Below are 18,201 nucleotides of genomic sequence, written 5' to 3'. Positions count from 1 at the left end.
CCTTGCGAACATTTTCTGTGGACAAGTTCACAAGCGCGACAATCCCCCAAACGCCATAGGCAACCGAAATCAAAATCCAACGCCGCCTATGCGTTCCTCCCCCGCAGCGCCAAATTGAACATTCGTCGCGTGTTGGCAGCCGGGTGCGTCAACCGATCAAACAACTGTGCGACCGCGCCATCTAACTGAGCCAGTGCCGGTGCCTTCGCCGGATCGACATCAACGGCAGAAGTCACCGACACACGTTCATCCAAGTCGGCACGTGCGGGGCCCGCCGCCCCATGGCTATATCGCGCGATCAACGAATCCAGCCGTGCCACAATCGATTCCACGTGCGCCGTGCCGACATCCACCGCATTGAGCGCCGCATCTTCCGACGACCCACCTTGCCGTGAAGCATCACTCAACACCCGCGCCCAGTGTAAACAACACAGCAGCGAACCCGTGGCAAGTTCGACGCCGGGATTCCACACCACCACTCGCTGCGTCTGCAGCGGCTTCAGGGCAATCCGCAAATCATGCCAGGTGCGATCGAGCTTGCGCATGGCCGGCGCCGTTCCAGGCTTTTGAGGCGCAGCGCCTGTTTGGCGGACTACCTCGCGCAGCGTACCAAGCACAGCCCCAAGCTTCGTCTCCACATGCCGGGTCGCCGCAAGCGGCATCATCAAAATCGCGACCGCAAACGACACGAGACAACCGACCAGCACTTCTTCGATCCGCAACTCAACCAGTGGTCCCATCGCGAAGCCCAGCTCGCCATACACGAGCCCGACGAGCACGGTAATGAAAAACACCCCCGGCGCATACGCACTCAGGATGTAGTAGGCCCAACCGAACACGCACAGCACCATCGCAGCGACGAGCAGCACGGGCGAGTCATGCAGTGGCGCAACCAGCAACACGCTGACTAACGCGCCCGCCAGCGTCCCGGCGAGACGTTGCGCGCCGCGATAAATCGTGTCAGCACGTGAGCGTGTACCGAGAAACACCACGAACGTCGTGATGACCGCCCAGAACCAGCGTTCAGGTGATAGCGAGTGTCCAATCAGCATCGCGAGAAAAGCCGCAGTCGTGGCGCGCGTGGCGGGCAGCCAGCAGAGCTTCGCGCGCAAATCGGTAAGCCGTTGCGCCAGGGGAATAGCGCCTGCATCGTTGGCCGTCAAAGGCGACGCGCGCTGTCCGTAGCCCCGATGCGCGATCTCCTTGAGCCGGGCAATCGCGTGACGCAGCACGTCGGCACTCGCTTGCGCGCCGCTATGTGTTGGCGCGGAAGCAAACGCATGCTGCCCAGCCGCGACTTCCACTTCGACAATTCGCTCACGAATCGTCTCGGCATCCGGCGGATTCAGCAACGCCAATTGTTCTTCAAGCGAGAGCGCAGCTTCGTTCAACGCTGAAAGATGCACCGCGCCCGGTGCGGCAAGCAAACGCGATGCGCGCAACGTCACCGTGTGAATGGCGAGCCGGAAACTGGCAGCCGCCCGCATCGGCACGATCACGCGGCCGACCAGCGCGACCATCAGCGGGCCGAACACGGATAGCAACAGCGATTGCACAAGATGGAAGGACGAAGGATGCAGGTACAGCCCAAGGTAGAAACACACCACGCCCAGCATCGCGCAACCCAGCGCGCGCGGACCGCACGCCTGGACCAGCATGCCGACGAACATCACGACCAGAAAGCCGGCATCGCCGGCGAGCGGATAACGGCTCAGAACGGCAGCGGCAGCGAAGCACGCGCAGGCGCAGAGATAAAGACAGAACAGTGTGCCGAACCACGCCGGCCGCCGCGCGTCGCGCACGAACAAAGGCGCCACCATCGCAAAGAGGATGCCGGGTGCGGCGAGGGTAATCGGTTGGTGATGAAAGACGGTCCACGCGATGCTGGCAATGCCGGTTAGCAGGCAGGCAAGCGCAACGCGCAGCGCGGTATGGAGACGCACGAGACCCGGGTCCGCAACCAGCAGGCGGTCGGCGACGCGCGAAAACGCGGCAGCAATCATGATCGATGATATCCAGGCTAAATGGCCGCCACCGGCTTTTGGCCGATTGCGACAAGGCGGGCATGCGAGCCCGCCAGCTTCGTATCGTCGAATGGGGCCGCCATGCCGGGATCACCGGTTGAAAGCCCCGTCCGACGACGGGCGATAACACTCGAACAGTCACGCCGGGCGCGCTGCAAAGGGTGGCGCAGCACGTCAGGCGGGTTCGGGTTTTCCCGGATGATACCGGTTCAAAATTACCGTTGTCGAATTTTTGCGGCGGCGCAGCAGCGACACTCAATCAGGTCGCGTCGTGAAAAATCACCCCGAGCGTGTGCCGATGACCCGACCGCAGGCGGCTCACGCCATGCCGCAGATTCACGCGATACACACCGCGCGTACCTTGCACCGGCCGGTGATGAACCGCAAACACCACCGCGTCGCCCTTGCCGAGCGGCACGACTTCCGTGCGCGACTGCATCCGCGGACGCTGCTCCGTCATGACGAACTCGCCACCCGCGAAATCCGCGCCCGGCTCGGACAGCAGAATCGCGACCTGAAGCGGGAACACGTGTTCGCCGTATAGGTCCTGATGTAGGCAGTTGTAGTCGTCTTTGGCGTATTGAAGAAGCAAGGGCGTCGGACGCAACTGACCGGCGGCGTGGCAGCGCTCAATAAATTCGCCGTGCACGGCCGGATAACGCACATCGATATTCATCGCTTCATTCCAGCGATTCGCGACGGACGCGAGGCGCGGATAAAGCGCCGTGCGCAAATTCGCAACCAGTGGCGGCAGCGGATACGCAAAGTACTTGTATTCACCTCGGCCAAAACCATGTCGCGCCATCACGACGCGGCTGCGATACAGGTCTTCGCGCGGATAGAGCGCGGTCAGGGCGTCGCATTCCTGCGCACTGAGCAGATTGGGCAGCATCGCGCAGCCGTAGCCATTCATCTCTTGTTCGACATCGAACCAGTCGATTGCGTCGATGCGCCGCGTGAGCGAGCCGGCGACGGTGCCGGAGTCCGCCTCCCGTGTTCCAGCGTGTTTCAGTTTGGGTTCGAACCCAAGCTCCATTTCCAGTTCCAACTCCGGTGACTGCGAGTGCGGAGCCTTCGCGACCGTATTCATGAGCATTCTCCGTAAGGCGATTCATCGAACGATGACTGAGTGTAGGCACGCGCAGAAGGCGACGCACTCCGACTCTTGCTCTCCAATTCACGTATCGTTATGGTCGCGCCTCTTTCGCACCTGCTGCGCAGGCATTCGGGGCGTCTTAAGCAAGAGCAAAGGCCTGATTCGAACATGCAAGCTTCGCGAAACCTCGTCGCGAGGCCCATAGTAGGACCCTATTTAGCCCCACAAGCGCATTCGGAGATTTTGCCCATGTCTGCTTCCCCAGAGAAACTCGACGACTGGCTCAACAAAGAGGCCGTGACCGAAGACGACATCACTGCTTTTCCGCTGACGGCAATGGCCGCCACCCTGAGCCAGGAAGAAAGTGGCGATTCGGTGCCACCGCTCTGGCACTGGCTGTACTTTCTGCCGATCTCGCCGCTGTCCGATGCCGGTCCGGACGGTCATCCGAAGCGCGGCGACTTTCTGCCACCGGTGCCTCTGCCGCGCCGCATGTGGGCCGGTGGCCGCCTGACGTTCCACGCGCCGCTCAAAGTCGGCGAGCATGCGAAACGCACGTCGACCATCGCCAATATCGAAGACAAGACTGGCCGCTCGGGCCGCCTCGTGTTCGTGACCGTGCAGCACACAATCGAAGCCGGCGGTGAACTGAAGCTTGAGGAAGAGCACGACATCGTCTATCGCGATGCGCCGCAGGAGGGTGCCCGCCCACCGCAAGCGGCGCCTGCGCCAGAGGGCGAAACGTGGCGCCGCACCGTCGATGCGGACGCTGTGATGTTGTTCCGTTATTCGGCGTTGACCTTCAATAGCCATCGCATCCATTACGACTATCCGTATGTGACCGGGGTGGAAGGCTATCCCGGCCTGATCGTACATGGCCCGTTGATTGCGACCCTGCTGGTCGATCTGGTGCGCCGTGAGCAACCGGATGCAACGCTGCAAAGCTTCGCGTTCAAGGCGGTGCGGCCGACTTTCGCTGGACAGCCTTTCACGGTGTGTGGCAAACCTTCTGCCGACGGTAAGACCATCGACTTGTGGGCCAAAGATCACGACGGTTATCTGACCATGCGTGCTACGGCGGCGCTTGCCTGAGATGCGCGGTGTCGGTGTTGTTCGAGCGGGGCACGATTGGCCGTACGTCGCACCGTATGACCCGCTGTTCTATGTCAATTCCCTGTCCGCGCCGACGGCAACCCCGCTGGCAATCCCACCGGCGGCCCGCTGTCCGGCAAATTGAACATGGCCATCGAACCTGGACATTGAAAACCCCGCAGAACGTCGCCTGTCAATGGATTGGCGACACTGCCTGCGCTTGCAATATCGAGCACGGCCTTGCGTCCATCGAAATCGAATTCAACGCGCGTGCGTCCACGGGTCGCCGTGTTGATCAGCGTCCCTTTACCTAGCAGACGCAGCAGCGCCCAGGGACCGTCGGTCGCGATGGCTGAGGTATCCGGACGAACGCGCGGGTTCGCTGAGATTTCCGCATGTGCGCCGCCGCGTGGCCCAGGCCACGTGATGGAGAATGGCCTGACGGGTCCGTGCCGGTATTGCTCGCTCTGACCGTCGATATCGAGCACGAGCCCCGTGATCGTCGGATCGAGTTCGGGGATGGTGATGTCGGCCTTCCACGCGAGCTTTTTCTGCCCCGGGTCAGTGAAGAACACGTCCCGAATGGCTTTCGCTCGCTCGAATGGCACCAGACTTGGCCCCTGCATCGGTTCGGTTGCGCCGGGAAGCGTTTTATAGCGCCACGGCTTCGCCGACGTATCGACGAACGGTGCCAGCGTCTTCACAAAGAAGTCGTCAATTACGCCGCCCTGGGCGAATACGCGCGTGAAATCATCGGTATTCACGTCCTGTTTGCTTTCGGACGCAAACGGATAATTACCGTCGACCGTCACCCGGCATGCATCGCCAATGGTCGCGACAATCTGGCGTGACAGCAGTTGACCAATGCCCTGATTGACTTCTCGCGAACCCTGGATCGCCAGATCCCGCATGACTTCACGAAACGGCGCGGGCAGCGTGTCCGCCGTCAACTTGAGTTTCACCGCGGCGTCGCTGGCGGGAGGCATGCTGTTGTTCGTCAGTGCGTTGTCGGCGACCGTCAATACCGTGTAGTAGTTGTTCAATTGGCTCGTGAGGCCATCGAGTTGTGGCGGGCCGCTTTGCGCCGTGGGTTGAGTAACCGTCTGCGCTGACGTTTTCACTTCGCCGCTACCTGTTACCACCTCGCGCAACGCTGCAAAATGATCATCGACGATTTCGCGCTCCAGACGCTCTTCGGCGCGGATGCCCAACGCCTGATCGGTCTTCTGTCCCAGTTGCCCCGCGGCCTTCTGCAGGAACGACTTCTCGTCGCCGGCGTCCGTGCGGGTTAGCGTCGTCTCCCTGACTGCCGCACGAGCCAGCCTTGAAAGCGGTGAATCGGGCGCCGCGAAGCTGCGCAATACCTGGAGGTTGAACGCGAGACTCGTCCCTGTCACGGTCCTGATAGTCGACAGGAACGTGTCCCAACGTTGCGCGTATTCCGTTAGATATTGCCTGCGGATTTCTTCGGTAAGCGGATCGTCACCTATGCCGGCACCGCTCACAATTTCAGACGTTTTTTTTTGAGCATCGCCGAGCAGGCTGTGGCCCATCACCCATGCATCGTCATCGCGCGCCATCTGGACGAATTCCGGCAGACGTTTGTCGAACAGGTTGCGATAGCCATCATAGGTAAAGAGGCCAGGAACGCCGCGTGCGAGCGGCTCGCCATTGGCCCGCGTAAAGACCGTGCCCGCCTGCGGGCCGACGGCACGCAGCAGCGTGAACTCCTCGGGGGCTTCTTTCTGCATGGCCGCCTTTGCCCGTTCATAGAGGCGTTGGGTCGCATTGTTCGTGTCGAGAAACGCGCGGGCATGCTGGATCAACGTGTCGTTTCTGACGAAAGGCGACTGCACGATGCGATCCCCTGAGAAGAGTTGCGCCACATGTTCGATCATCGAAGCACGTCCACCGAACACTGATGCGCTGTCTGTTCGCGCCCAGTCTGACAGTACCCACGCCTTGACTTCATCGGCGTTGTACTTGGCCTTGTCCTGCAACATCAGATACGCGCGCAAGGTCTGGTAGGCCGTGTTGGCATCCTTGCCGGCAATGGCCTCCGACAGCACCGTTTCCATGCGGCGCACGATCTGCGGCAGCAGTAGATTGTCTTCAAGCGCGTCATAGGCGTGACGGCTTTCGGCCACGACTTTCGTGCCGGTAAAAAGGCCGTAGCGATACGCACTGTCCGGTGCTGACAGATCAAGTCCCGGATATGTCGCGAGATAGCGGGCATCGGTGAGCGTATCGGGCACGGCCTCAGGTTTCGGGGTCCTGTAGAGCGCCGTGACCTTTGCCGACAGCGCCTGAGTTTTACGTGAGATGGCGTCAAGATAGGCGCGGTTGTGTCCGAGACTTACCCACACGCCGCTGGCAAGCCATGCAAACATCAATACCGCTAACGCATGACTGACCAGACGCAGAAGCCGAAAACGGAATTCCCAGCGCAGGTTTGGCCGCACCAGATGCGCTTCACGGAATACGACCTTCGTCAGGAGGTCATGCAGAAAGTAGCTCTGGTGACCGCACGTGACGGGTTTCTGCGACTGAGGCCGGCGCGCAAGCGCGCTCCAGAGACGCTGCACGATAGTTTGTCGCTCGGCAACGACTGCGCTGTCGGCTTGAGCCGCACTGGTGAAATAAACGCCGCGCAGCGTCGCGTGAAGCTGGGTCGAGTCGTAGCGGGAATCGAGAAACACACTATCGATCAGCGCTCCCAGAGGGCGGACAAGCGCCGCGAATTCCTCGCTCAGTGCCGCGAGTCTCCGGCGTTTATGCGTATCGTATTCGTCCTGCAGGCGCGTGTTCACGCCATCGGCAAGGCGCAATGCGAGCAACCCCAGTTCGGACATGCAACGTGCACGCAGTCCTTCCTTAGCGATGGTCTCCTTTCCGTACGGCAGCGTGAAACCCCACGTCTGCGAGCGGCCTTCGGCCGTTAGAGAGCCAAAGTACTCGCTGAAACCACCCAGGCGGTCCATCTTTGTGATCACGAGATAGACGGGGAAGCGAATGCCCAGTTCGGTGCGTAATTCCGCGAGCCGTGCGCGCAACGCTGCTGCTTCGGCTAGGCGGGCATGGACGTCATCGCTAGTCAGTTCGGCGAGATCGACCGCCAGTATTGCGCCGTTGATGGGCGCGCGGGGACGGTGTTTGCGCAACAGCGCGAGGAAACCGAGCCATTCTGCGATGTTGGCGGCGCGAGCGACGTCGGCGGGATCGACGGGAACTGTTTTGTTGGCTCCCTTCGCTGGCTGGGTGCCGCTATCGGTTTTGATACCGCCGTCTGCATCGCCCGCGGTAACGGCCTTGTTGTTGTCTACGCTGGCGGATAGTTCAACGGTCGCTGCCGATTGCTCACCCACGCGAGTCACGCCATGGCGTGTGTAGCGACCTGCTGTGTCGAGCAGCACGGCGTGATTGGTCAGCCACCAGTCAACATGCCTGGTACCGCTATTTCCGTCCAGTTTGCCGACAGCCTGCTGCATCTGTTCTGCGACGGGAAATACGAGCCCGGCATTCAGCACGGCTGTGGTTTTGCCCGCGTCTTTCGACCCGAGCGTGACATACCACGGCAGTTCGTACAGATAGCGCTTGCCTTGGAACAAGCGGCCGAGTCCGCGCGCACCGGTGCGCATCGACTTCAAGCGCTCCAGTGCGCTGTTGACGATCTGGCTCACTTCTCGCAGTTGTTCGGCGGCGGGCGATTTTTCCTGCTTGCCGCCAAATTCAAGTAGCCGTGAGAGGAACTGCTCGTCGGTACGCATCCGGTGCCATAGGCGGAAGATCCAATAGATCGCGAACACGCCGAGCACAACAGCAATTGCAATCCCGCGCGATGACTCCGGCTCGAACGGCTGCGCGTGCCCCACGGTGAACAGCGGCGCGGCATACCAGATCAACAGGCATATCAACGTCACAAAGACAATGCTGGTCGACCAGCCGGCCAGCCAAAGCAGCAAGCCGGCCAGCAGCATGGCGATTGTCAGAACCCGCATGCCGATGCCGGCAAGCGGCTTGATGCCGTTGAAGCCGACGAGCGGCCCGACAAACCAGATCACTAGTCCGACGACAATAAGCGCGATCAAAGCCAGAAACTGTCGCGACACCAGAAACGATAACTTCTTCATTCTCAAATCCCGAAAGCCCACGATTCCGCCGGGGCGGTCATTCCGCGACGTTGATCTCAACGCGGCGGTTCTGCGCGCGTCCCTGGAACGCCTTGTTATCTGCGATTGGCGCTGCATCACCTTTGCCGATTGCTTCAAGTCGGTTCGCGGGAACGCCCACGTCCTGCAGCAACTGCATCACCTGCGTGGCGCGTTCTTCCGACAGCGCCTGGTTCGAGCCGAACGTGCGGCTGCGGATCGGTGTGTTGTCGGTGTGACCGATGACAGTGACTTTGCCCGGCACCTTGACGACTTCGGCGGCAATCTTGTTGATGAGCGGCTGCATCGATGCGTTGACGGTCGCCTTGCCGGCTACGAACATGTCGTCGCCGTGGAACGTCACCGTGCTGTGGTGATCGTCTTCATCGACGCTGACCTTGCCCGCCGCGATCTCGTCCTTGAGTAGTTCCTTCAGGTGAAGGCTCGGTGAGGCGGGAGGTGGCGTCATGCGAGCGATGTCCGAGATCTGTTTCTCCACCACGGCGCTGTGCGTCATCAAGTCGTATTTCGCGTAACCGAACATCGCGAGCAGGATCAGCGATAGCACGGTCACGGTGATCCAGACAGGGAAGTCGTAGAACGGTCGGCTGCGGCCCCGCGTGTCGCCCTCCCAGTGAGGCGACAGCGCGGCCGGCACAGGACCGCGCTGCGCTGTGATTTCGCTGTAAAGACGCTGACGTACTGTGTCGTGCTTGCGATGACCGTCTGCTTCGAAGCGATAGCGGCCGAGGAATCCAAGGCTGAGGATGCGGTAGATCACCTCGAGCAGATCGATGTGCTCTTTCGGCTCGCTCATGAGACGGCCGATTAGCAGGTAGACCTTGTCGCCGCCTTTACGGTCCTCATGGAAAGTCGAAGCGAGACCGGTTGTGATCCATTCGACACCGCTGTCGCCAGCTCTGCCCCAGGTTGTCTGCATGGCGGCTTCGTCGAGTGCGGTGCATAGGCAATAGCTTGCACCGAGCACGTGGTCGCGGCGGATGGTGGTTTGTTCGCAGAGCTTCTGGAACGTGCGGACTTCTTGTTCGAGTAGTGAGCGGAGTTCAGGGATGGCGTCCGCCTCGAGGTACTCGGGCATGTCGGCTAGTGCGCGAAGGAGGGGGGCGGTTGCTTTGAGGAGTGGGTTTTTCGCTCGCTCGATCTCAAGCTGACGGGCACCGGAGTCGGTGGTCGGCGGAGTCGCGGGCCTAGTTTTGCCGGGAATCGATGAAGAATATCCGTCTTTCGACGACGAGGTGACTTCACTCAGTTGACTACTCATTAAAAAATATCTCGTAGTGAGTTTCGTGCGAATAGCGTCGAGTGATGCGTCGGGGCAACCGGACGCAACGCGACAGGCGATAAAAATCACTGATGTCCATAGTCCACTGTGATCGCCGAATTCATGTGGACATGGTTTTCACCAAGTTAAAAAAATATATTCCCTAATCAATCGTAAGCCTCCTCCTCATCCGGATAGGATGGGTATTCGTCGGATATTTTTTTCCTTATGTATTCAATTCGATCTTTATATGCGATCACAAGACATTCGCTTGTCAAGCATCTGTTTCTGACGTGCGATATCCATTTAAGCTGATCAATTCTTATCGGATCTTCATAGGATATTTCTTTGGAGAATTCATTTTGCATATTCTTAAAGCCGCGATTCACTGTTGAATCCATTTTTACAAGATCTGGATTCTCGCAAATCAGATGTTCAACGTTTGTTTTTGCCTTTTTGCAGTCAAAGCCTTTTCCGAGCCTGCAAAGGCGTCGATTTGCTTCGCGAATAAATAAACGTACGGCAGCTGAACAAGCACGAGTTCGTTACTCGATGCATGTAAAGTGCTATAACGAAGGGTGGCGCAAGCTGGTGAAGTCGAATTGCCCAATATGTAAAAATTAGTCCAGCCTTTAGAGCTGGAGTGGAACTTCCTCCTAAGGAAATGATCTAGTCCGATTTGATTTTCAAAGATATTAAGACGATAAAAATCGCGTGGATATTCATGCTTTGAATATTCACTGCCTGCCATGCTGCACGTAAAATTCGTAGAGTAAAGTGTGCCGTATTTGTGTAGGATAAAATTACCGCCATCACGCGTTATGGCGCTGGACGATGCCGGGTCGATAGGTAAATCAAGGTTTCGAGTGACTAAGGCATTGGCCCCGTCAAGAGGTGCCATACCCACGAGCCGATAAATATCTTTTGCGGCAGCGTCAAGTGCTGAAAGTGAAAAAAGTATTGAAAATATGAAAACCTGCAGTGCGCGATTCGTTGGTCGCCCTCGATGGTCTTGGTGACTGATCAACATAATGAAATTCTTGACAATTGGCCGGTGGTTCCGCCACACAACAGCGACGTAACCGATGCGGCGAGCGTGCGTCGGTGCTTCGTTTGCGGAACGTCTAAGTCTGCGACGCGGTATACGTTTCATAGTAGATAACTTGATCTTTAAGCACTGCGCGATTACCAGCATGCTATTTTTCCGGCCATGCACATGTTTGCCTTCTCCACAGATAACGTGCGTCGTCGCTTGATGACGCTTTCCCCGGATAGCGCGACGGCCATCAGAGTCGACACATAAGTTTGGGGATTAGACAGAGAGAAGCCGACCGCTTTTGTGACGACAAGGCGATCGTGCTTTATCTCGTAAAAATACCTGACTGCCTGGTACTTTCCTGTACTCGAAACAAGCGTGGAAAAGGTGCCGGGCATGAAATCATCAGGTTCGAGAGTAGGCGCATCTCCGAGATCAACTGTCGGCGCACCCGTCTTTGGGATTTTCCAGTAATGCATGCCAGTTCCGTCACGGCCTTTTCCCGTTGATACACCGAGCCCCTGCGTTGTGCCTTCGCCGAATCTGATCGACGTGTCAAGTGACAGCACATACGCAGGGCTTTCGTAACTGGTGCGCAACGTCGTTGCGTGCTTTCCATTCAAATAGACATCGATGGAAATGTCGCCGTTCATGTCCGATTGATTGCATGCGATGGCGCGAACAGTTGCATTGGTCAGACCGGGAAGATTGCCGTCTGCTTTTTGTTGGTCAACACACCCCGCATCGGCTTTTGCGTGGATCGCAAGGAATGCGAGAGAACATGCAATTGTCAGGTGGCGCATAAATCTTTGTGTAATAGGCAACAAGCCTCGTTTTTTCATGTGCACGCTCTATCGATGATCTGAATGATTTCAAGCTTTTGTTGCGCAAAAAAGCAAACTGAGTTTGGTGCTGAGCCAGCCAGCCAGCCAGCCAGCGACGCGACATTTCTGCTGAAGTTGCTGTCCAGGTCCGATGCTGCTTCAGTGTATTTTCTTGGAAGCGAGCGTGCTGCGATGATTGGCTCATGGAAGATCGAGTTCTGCGGCGAGTTGGCAGCAGCAAGAGGAGCGTCACGGCTCTCTGAAACGTATCGACTTCACCATTTTCATGAACAGGTCGTAACTGATCCCATTGTTGAGACTCAGGGTCCGTTTCCGCGGGAAACAGGCACCGCCAAATTCAGCCGACATTTCACTATTTCCAACGACAAAAGAGATGCAACGGTACTCAGGAGAAAAAATTCGGCAGTCGCGCGTCTTGATTCGACTCTTGCCGTAGACATCTTCGACAGTCCAACCTTGCCAGTTGGTGGTTGAAATTGGGGTGATCGACGTTCGCAATAAGTTGTGGCATTCGTTTCCGAGTCCAGCCCAATGCATCACTCGAGGTTGGCCATCGACGATTTCAACCACACTGGATTTTTTTTGATTTGACGTGCCGACAAATTTATCTATTCCAATCGGGATAACACTTATATCAATCGATTTTTGTGTCTCCTGGGGATCGGATCCGAACGTATAGTCGAAAACGATTCCAGCCCCCTCTTTCGAATGATATGAGCCAACACATTCAGGTTTAATTTCTTGGTCGAAGAAATTTTTCAGGGCTGGATAGAACAGATCGACGCCGCAACGCGTGGCATCTTCGGGCGGCCACGGTTTCATCCGAGCGCTATTCTTCGAAAGCCCGGAGGAAGATATTTTTGAATAATCCAGTGCATGCGCACCCATCGCTGCGCTCGCGAAAATCAAGGCGATAAGCACATGCTGAAAACCACGGATAGTCAGCACGTTATTGATCCTCAACCTGTTTAACGAATCCTGGCGGCAGGGATGTGGTGTCACCGAGAATGAAATAGACATAACGGAAAAATTCCTTGCGTTCCGGAAGACCATTGCTTGCGCCGTTGACGGGCGTCGTAATGGCTGCAACGTTTGCTTCCCCAGTACCCACATCAGCTCGACGATGAATGTTCATTCCACTACGCAGCGCACCTGTATTGGGAGATTGCATGACCTTGCTGATCCAGAAATAGCCGGCCGAGTCAGCGACTGCGTTTGCCTCCGTAGAAAGCAATTGCGGATTCGGGTCTGTCGTGAAGTCGCGGCTACAATATTTTCCATAATCTTTATAACTTCCACGCCCTGTCAGATGTATCAACCCTCGACCGCGGAAGCGTGGTCCGTCGCCGGGTTGTGTGTTCCCAAGGGTGACCGCCTTCTGTTGAATTTCATCGGGACGCCGCGCCATGTATGTTTGTCGATTCCGCCCTTTCAGAAAACCCATTGCCTCTAGCCAATGATGCTTATGGTCAAAATCGTCACCTGCTTCCTGCGGCGTCAAGATCTCGTACATAGTGCAAAAATAGCGATCGTCGCCACGTTCGACAGTCGACTGAAGAGCACCCGTCTCCTTAAATATCTGTGCAAGAAAGTGGGCTTGCCGCTGCACGCTCGAGAATCCGTACTTCGCCCACATCCGATTGATGGCAACGTTCATGTTGGCGGGCATAACACCGTGATGCGTATTTCCCTCACACCATCGTTGTTTCGCCGTTGACCAGAGGATATTGCCGCCTGCTTCGTTGGATGAGCGACGTGGCAATGTCTGTGTCAGTTCGCGAAGACTGCGCCACCCACATTTCCTGAAATGCTCCACAAACGCTTTCGGCGGAAAATGCCAGCATCCGGCAGCCGGGGGCAATTCAGCGTCGTGAATGTCCTCCCAAAACGCCAGCGCTTCGATATGCGCCTGCAGCACCGTGAAGTCGTCCTTCGACAGCGGCGCGGGCAGCGCTTCGTTCTGCGTTAGCACCCATCCCCAGCGCCCCTCAATGTTTTGTCTAGTCCATTCGATTGGGAATTTGCAGATCGCTTGTGCCATCCGTTTCGCGACGTCGTTGTTATGCAGCGCTGCCTTTGCTTCTGCATGCGTGACATGTCCATCGCCGTTCAGGTCAAGCCACTTCGTAATAGTTGGCGAATCACAGTGACTCTCGGGCGTGCTGTCATCATCTATGAGGCTCCAGCCTGCCCAGTGAGGGAAGTCCGCGTCGCTATACACCCCAATCGTCGTCGACCGGTGCAAATTGATCCAGCCGGTTCCTTCTGGCGTAACAACCCTGCGCCAATGGGCAAACTTCACGTCCGAAGGCATCGTCTCACTAACCGGCCGTCCAAAGCGCAGCATCGCGTAGATGAGGCTGGGCGACGGTGCTTTGGGTGACGGATTCGCGGGCGCAGTGCTGCCGTCGGTATACATCCGATTCAGTCGGTTGACTTCGGTATAAAGGTCGTACTCAAACGTAGTTGTGGAGGACAAGGGCTCGCCTACCTGAATGCTGCGTCCATCCTCCGCTAACCTGAACGTCGTTAAAGTGCAGGTCTTCTCGTAGTGCATCCGGATGAACAGATCGGAACTGGTTATCCCGATAGGCTGCTGCATTTGTACCGACGGATGCGGACCAAGCGGAGACTCGCTAGCGTCGCCCCGGTAGGGGTGGGGCTGATTTCCGAAAATCTTCGCCCCCTTGGGGACTTTGAACCAGATATCGCCATAGATCGCGTCAACGCGTCCTTGGGCTGCATTCAACGGGCCAGTAACGCGTCCGATGAGTTTCTTCAGATTCGCGTCATTGCAAACGATCTCGAAATGAATCTGCCCGAGCTGCCCGTAGATCTGCCCCGGAACGCCAAGCACATCCTTTCGATAAATCTTCTTGCCTACGGCGGTAGGAGAGACAACAACCGTCTGCAGATGCATATAGACGGAGAAATACGTGGCCTTCGCGTCGTCACCTTCGCCAATCTCGGTGCTGTGTTTGATCACCACGCAACCGTCGTCGGTACGTACATCTCGGTATTGCAGCGCGGCTGTTCCCTCAGGCGATGTCTGTCTCACATAGACCACGGTGCCGTCGGCGATTGCGCGCACCGATTCTGAATGGCCGTTAGCAGCCTTCGGCGCGACGAAATGAGACCCGCCATGCCAACCAAGGTTGAAGCTAACAGGATAAGCGCCATTGCCCGGCGCGCATTCCTGCATGCCGGCCGCGCACACGTCGTGATGCGGCACGATGGTATTGCCGGCGTCCGCCGAGTCCATTTCGTGTCCCGGTTGAGGTGGTAAAAACGGTGGGCTGATGATCATCGATTACGTCCTTCAGTGATCAAAGGGAAAATGGAAACGCCTGGTTCGCCTGTCCGGAAGAGAAGGGCGAGAATTGAATCGGCTTTGCTTGCGGACCTTCCGTATCGTGGCTACCGGCATGCATGAGAAACTCACCGGCCGTGAAGCCGCGAATGCCCTGTGTGCTTATTTCCAGCTCGGTGCCCCCACCGTTGAAGCGGATGCCCTGTTTCGCCTTCAGGTTGATCCAGTCGGTTGTGCTCATGATCTCGACGACACGTCTGGCAATGATCTCTATATCGTCGGATTGCGCCTCGATGCGCACATTTCCCGATGCGGCAATGAGCCTGATACCGAGTCTGTGTACGAACAGGGAGAGCTGATTCCTGACACTTGCGAAGAACGAGTTGCCTGTCGCAATACCGACGTTTCCACCTGTGGTCACGGCGAGATGATCGTCGCTCGCAAGATGCGTGCTGCCCGCCGTCGTTGTTTGAATACCGGTGGGGCTAGCCAGCGTGAGATGCGGTTCCGCGAATTCCGGGAAGCCGTTGTCGTCCGTCTTCGCCCCGCCGCGGATTGCGTCGTTTTGCGCCTTAATGGCTTTCGCGACATCACTCTGATCGGCGCTGCTGTCCTGCGCCTGATGCTGTTGCGCCAACTGAGTCAGACTCTCATGGAGGTCGCGCGCTTGAGTGAGCCGCTGGACAGTCTCACCAAGATCCTTCGCGTGCGACTGGGCATTTCGGCGCGCCTCGGTTGTCAGCAGTATTCCCTGCGCGGCCCGCACCACACCGTGCGCATCAGTGCGCAGTTCGAACCCTTCACCGCGCGCGTCCTGCCGCCCCAGGTTACCAGGAATTCGTGTCAGGCTACCCAGGTTCAATTGCGAAAGGGCATGGTCACTCGATAGTTGTGCCTGAATCTTGCCCTTGGTGTCGTCCATCACAAGATGGTTGGAACGACTGCCACCGATCTCGCGCGAGCGGAATCCTGAGAGTGCCTGATTGTCTGGCAGTTTCCATGCCGGTTCGTTGAACGCGTTCACAGCGCGGCCGGTCACGATCGGCAGATCGGGGTCACCATTCAGGTGACTGACGATTACTTCCTGTCCGATGCGCGGCAGATGAATGGCCCCGAACTCATTACCCTGCCACGGCGACGAAACGCGTAGCCAGCTAGCCACGAAGGACTTGGATCCGATCAGGGTCTGCTGCCCCTAACCTGGTCGAGTTTTCATGGACACAACCTGCTGCACGAGTATTTTGCATGCCCAAGCCGGTTTTATTTCTTTTCGCTAAACGGTCTCGAAGGCGGTCTGCGACGTGTTACTGGCAAGGAGGCCGAAATTGTCGTTCTGCTGGACAGGGCGCCAGAAGCGCTCGCGAATCTGGTCGACGCATCGCGCTTCGCGCTTTTTTGCACGCCTGTCATCAATCTGTTCCGGCAACGTACGGATCGTATCGAACTGACAAAGAGCGACACGGAATTCCATCTGGTGCCGGCTCGACTTCATCCACTGGACTACGAAGTATTTTCCGTCGAGTCGATAACTGGTCAGGTCGCTGCCACGTCGGAACAGTTCGAATTCCGGCACCTGTACCAGACCCTCAACAACGATGAAGGCAACTACGGGCGTTATTTCTCGATCCGTCGCGAGCGCCGGCTGATGTCCGACTCCGCGCGCCGCTACGGCACGCGCACACCGTATGTTGGGACGGAGACGTTTGTGTCGCTGGTCGACCAGAACGAAGCGCCGTATGCGGAGGCGATCCGCTATCTGTCGGTCGACGCGTGGCTCACCAACCGCGATCTGCCAAACCTCGTGCCGCACAACGGCGAACGGGATCTCGTCGTATCGGAGTCGGCTCCGCTTGAGGGCATCGGGATAATCCGCGCGCCCAGCGCGCCGCAAGCACCGTACGCCGAGCGCGAAATGGCCTGGCGTTTGATTCGCCAATTGAATTTCAACTATCTTCCATTAGCGGAGCTCGATCATCGCGCGGGCGGTCAGGGGCTGCGGGACATGCTGCGGTTGTTCCTCACTGGCGACGACGAAGCACAACGCCGGCAGATCGAGAGTCTGGTGGGTGTGAGGACCCGGCCTGTGACCCGGCGGTTGCCCGGAGGCGGGCCGCTTGTTTTCGGGCGTGGCATTGAATGCCTGCTGACGGTTGATGAAACTGGATTCTCAGGCACGAGTCCGTACCTGTTCGGCGTGATTCTCGAGCACTTTCTGGCGCGCCACGTCTCGATCAATGTCTTTACGCAAACCGAACTGCACTCAATGCAGCGGGGACATGTTGCCCGCTGGGACGTGCGCATGGGTACGCGAGGAGCCGCCTGATGGACCGCGCTCCGCTCCCGGCCGTCATGCGCGATGCCGTGCTCTCACCCGAACTGATCGAGCGGCTACGCGCCGAACCGTGGCGTTACGGCTTTCTGAGTCTGCTTCGGCGCCTCGGTGCAAATTCCCGCATCCCACCGATCGGGCGTGCGCGGCGTCCGCAGACGGAACCCTTTCGCCTGGGGCAGCAACCGAGCCTCGCTTTTGCACCCCGCGAGATTGCTGAGGCCGGAGAAATCGACGGCCGTCTCCGGGTGAAGCTGTTTGGTCTCGGCATGCTCGGCCCTAATGGACCATTGCCGATCCATGTCACGGAAATCGCGCGGGATCGCCAGGAGAGCAGGCGCGACAATACGCTCGTCGATTTTCTGGATCTTTTTCACCACCGCTACCTGACGCTGTTCTACCGCGCCTGGTCGTCCGCGCAAGCTGCAGCCGGATTGGATCGTCCGGACGACGAGCGGTTCTCGTTCTACGTGGCAAGCCTGTTTGGGCAGAACACAGGTGAAATAGGCCGGGGCCGGCTGCCGGCCCACGCACGCATGTCAGCTTCAGCCCATCTGATACGCGAAGCACGCAATCCCGACGGACTTCGGGCCACGCTCGCGCGGTTCTTCGGCGTGCCTGTCGCCATTGATGAACACGTTTGGAACTGGATCGAGGTCGACCCTGCCGAGCACAGTAAGCTCGGTGCGCCAGGCGCGCCGTCGGTGATGTCCGAGGGGGCGATGCTCGGTGAGCAGGTACCCGACCGGCAGCACAAGTTTCGGATCGTCATCGGTCCGCTCGATATCGACGAGTACCTGAGGTTCACGCCACAGGGTAATGATCTTCCATTGCTGGTGGAGTGGGTCAGGGCCTTCATCGGCTATGAATTCGCCTGGGAACTCGAACTGCGGATCAAGGCACAGAGCGCACCGCCGGCCGTGATTGGCGGTGCGGAACGGCTCGGTTGGTCGGGATGGCTCGGCCGCTCGCATACGGGCGAACCGATTACGGGCATGCGCTTCGAACCTGAACACTACGCGCTGGCGGCGCAATAACT

General features: G+C 58.0%; 11 protein-coding genes and 1 pseudogene. 3 read left to right on the top strand and 9 right to left on the bottom strand.

Annotation, left to right across the window (positions count from 1 at the left end):
- Positions 1–86: 86 nt before the first annotated feature.
- Together PQQ52_RS05920 and PQQ52_RS05915 are read right to left on the bottom strand one after the other, a co-directional pair.
- Positions 87–2,003, bottom strand: a complete 1,917-nt coding sequence (locus PQQ52_RS05920; RefSeq protein WP_408207817.1) for an FUSC family protein — start codon at positions 2,001–2,003, stop codon at positions 87–89.
- Positions 2,004–2,283: 280 nt separating this feature from the next.
- Entirely contained in the window at positions 2,284–3,114 is an 831-nt protein-coding gene (locus tag PQQ52_RS05915) for a 2OG-Fe(II) oxygenase (RefSeq protein WP_408207814.1), read from the bottom strand.
- Positions 3,115–3,369: 255 nt separating this feature from the next.
- Here PQQ52_RS05915 and PQQ52_RS05910 point away from each other — a divergent pair, with 255 nt between their 5' ends.
- The gene (locus PQQ52_RS05910) at positions 3,370–4,212 is read left to right on the top strand and encodes an HTD2 family dehydratase (RefSeq protein ID WP_408207812.1); all 843 of its coding nucleotides are present in this window, start codon (positions 3,370–3,372) and stop codon (positions 4,210–4,212) included.
- A gap of 74 nt (positions 4,213–4,286) precedes the next feature.
- On the opposite strand, the gene tssM is transcribed toward PQQ52_RS05910, so the two are convergent.
- The 7 genes from tssM to PQQ52_RS05875 all read right to left on the bottom strand — a co-directional run bounded on the left by tssM (position 4,287) and on the right by PQQ52_RS05875 (position 15,995).
- Positions 4,287–8,342: a type VI secretion system membrane subunit TssM gene (gene tssM, locus PQQ52_RS05905; protein WP_408207809.1), complete on the bottom strand. Its 4,056-nt coding sequence runs from the start codon at positions 8,340–8,342 to the stop codon at positions 4,287–4,289.
- Between the two features lie 37 nt (positions 8,343–8,379).
- Positions 8,380–9,642 carry a type VI secretion system protein TssL, long form gene (gene tssL, locus PQQ52_RS05900; RefSeq protein ID WP_408207806.1) on the bottom strand — a complete coding sequence of 421 codons (1,263 nt, stop codon included), beginning with the start codon at positions 9,640–9,642 and terminating at the stop codon, positions 8,380–8,382.
- Positions 9,643–10,069: 427 nt separating this feature from the next.
- Positions 10,070–10,837 (bottom strand): hypothetical protein, encoded by a 768-nt coding sequence (locus PQQ52_RS05895; protein WP_408207804.1) that lies wholly within the window; start codon positions 10,835–10,837, stop codon positions 10,070–10,072.
- Positions 10,828–11,520 carry a hypothetical protein gene (locus tag PQQ52_RS05890; protein ID WP_408207801.1) on the bottom strand — a complete coding sequence of 231 codons (693 nt, stop codon included), beginning with the start codon at positions 11,518–11,520 and terminating at the stop codon, positions 10,828–10,830. Before PQQ52_RS05890 ends, PQQ52_RS05895 begins: the two co-directional genes overlap by 10 nt.
- Before the next feature lie 231 nt (positions 11,521–11,751).
- Positions 11,752–12,471 (bottom strand): hypothetical protein, encoded by a 720-nt coding sequence (locus PQQ52_RS05885; RefSeq protein WP_408207798.1) that lies wholly within the window; start codon positions 12,469–12,471, stop codon positions 11,752–11,754.
- 1 nt (position 12,472) lies between these two features.
- Positions 12,473–14,830, bottom strand: coding sequence for a hypothetical protein (locus PQQ52_RS05880; RefSeq protein ID WP_408207795.1), 2,358 nt, complete (start codon positions 14,828–14,830; stop codon positions 12,473–12,475).
- Between the two features lie 19 nt (positions 14,831–14,849).
- The gene (locus PQQ52_RS05875) at positions 14,850–15,995 is read right to left on the bottom strand and encodes a DUF2345 domain-containing protein (protein WP_408207792.1); all 1,146 of its coding nucleotides are present in this window, start codon (positions 15,993–15,995) and stop codon (positions 14,850–14,852) included.
- Between PQQ52_RS05875 and tssF the strand changes: the two are divergent.
- Together tssF and tssG are read left to right on the top strand one after the other, a co-directional pair.
- Positions 15,990–17,156 (top strand): annotated as a pseudogene (tssF, locus tag PQQ52_RS05870) (type VI secretion system baseplate subunit TssF); the annotation flags it as partial. The gene PQQ52_RS05875 and the pseudogene tssF sit on opposite strands and share 6 nt — an antisense overlap.
- Entirely contained in the window at positions 17,156–18,199 is a 1,044-nt protein-coding gene (gene tssG / locus PQQ52_RS05865; protein ID WP_408207790.1) for a type VI secretion system baseplate subunit TssG, read from the top strand. The pseudogene tssF and the gene tssG, both read left to right, overlap by 1 nt.
- Positions 18,200–18,201: the final 2 nt, after the last annotated feature.

The organism is Paraburkholderia sediminicola (assembly GCF_046030555.1).
GTDB classification, from domain to species: domain Bacteria; phylum Pseudomonadota; class Gammaproteobacteria; order Burkholderiales; family Burkholderiaceae; genus Paraburkholderia; species Paraburkholderia sediminicola_E.
This window is presented reverse-complemented; position numbering and strand designations above follow the sequence as displayed.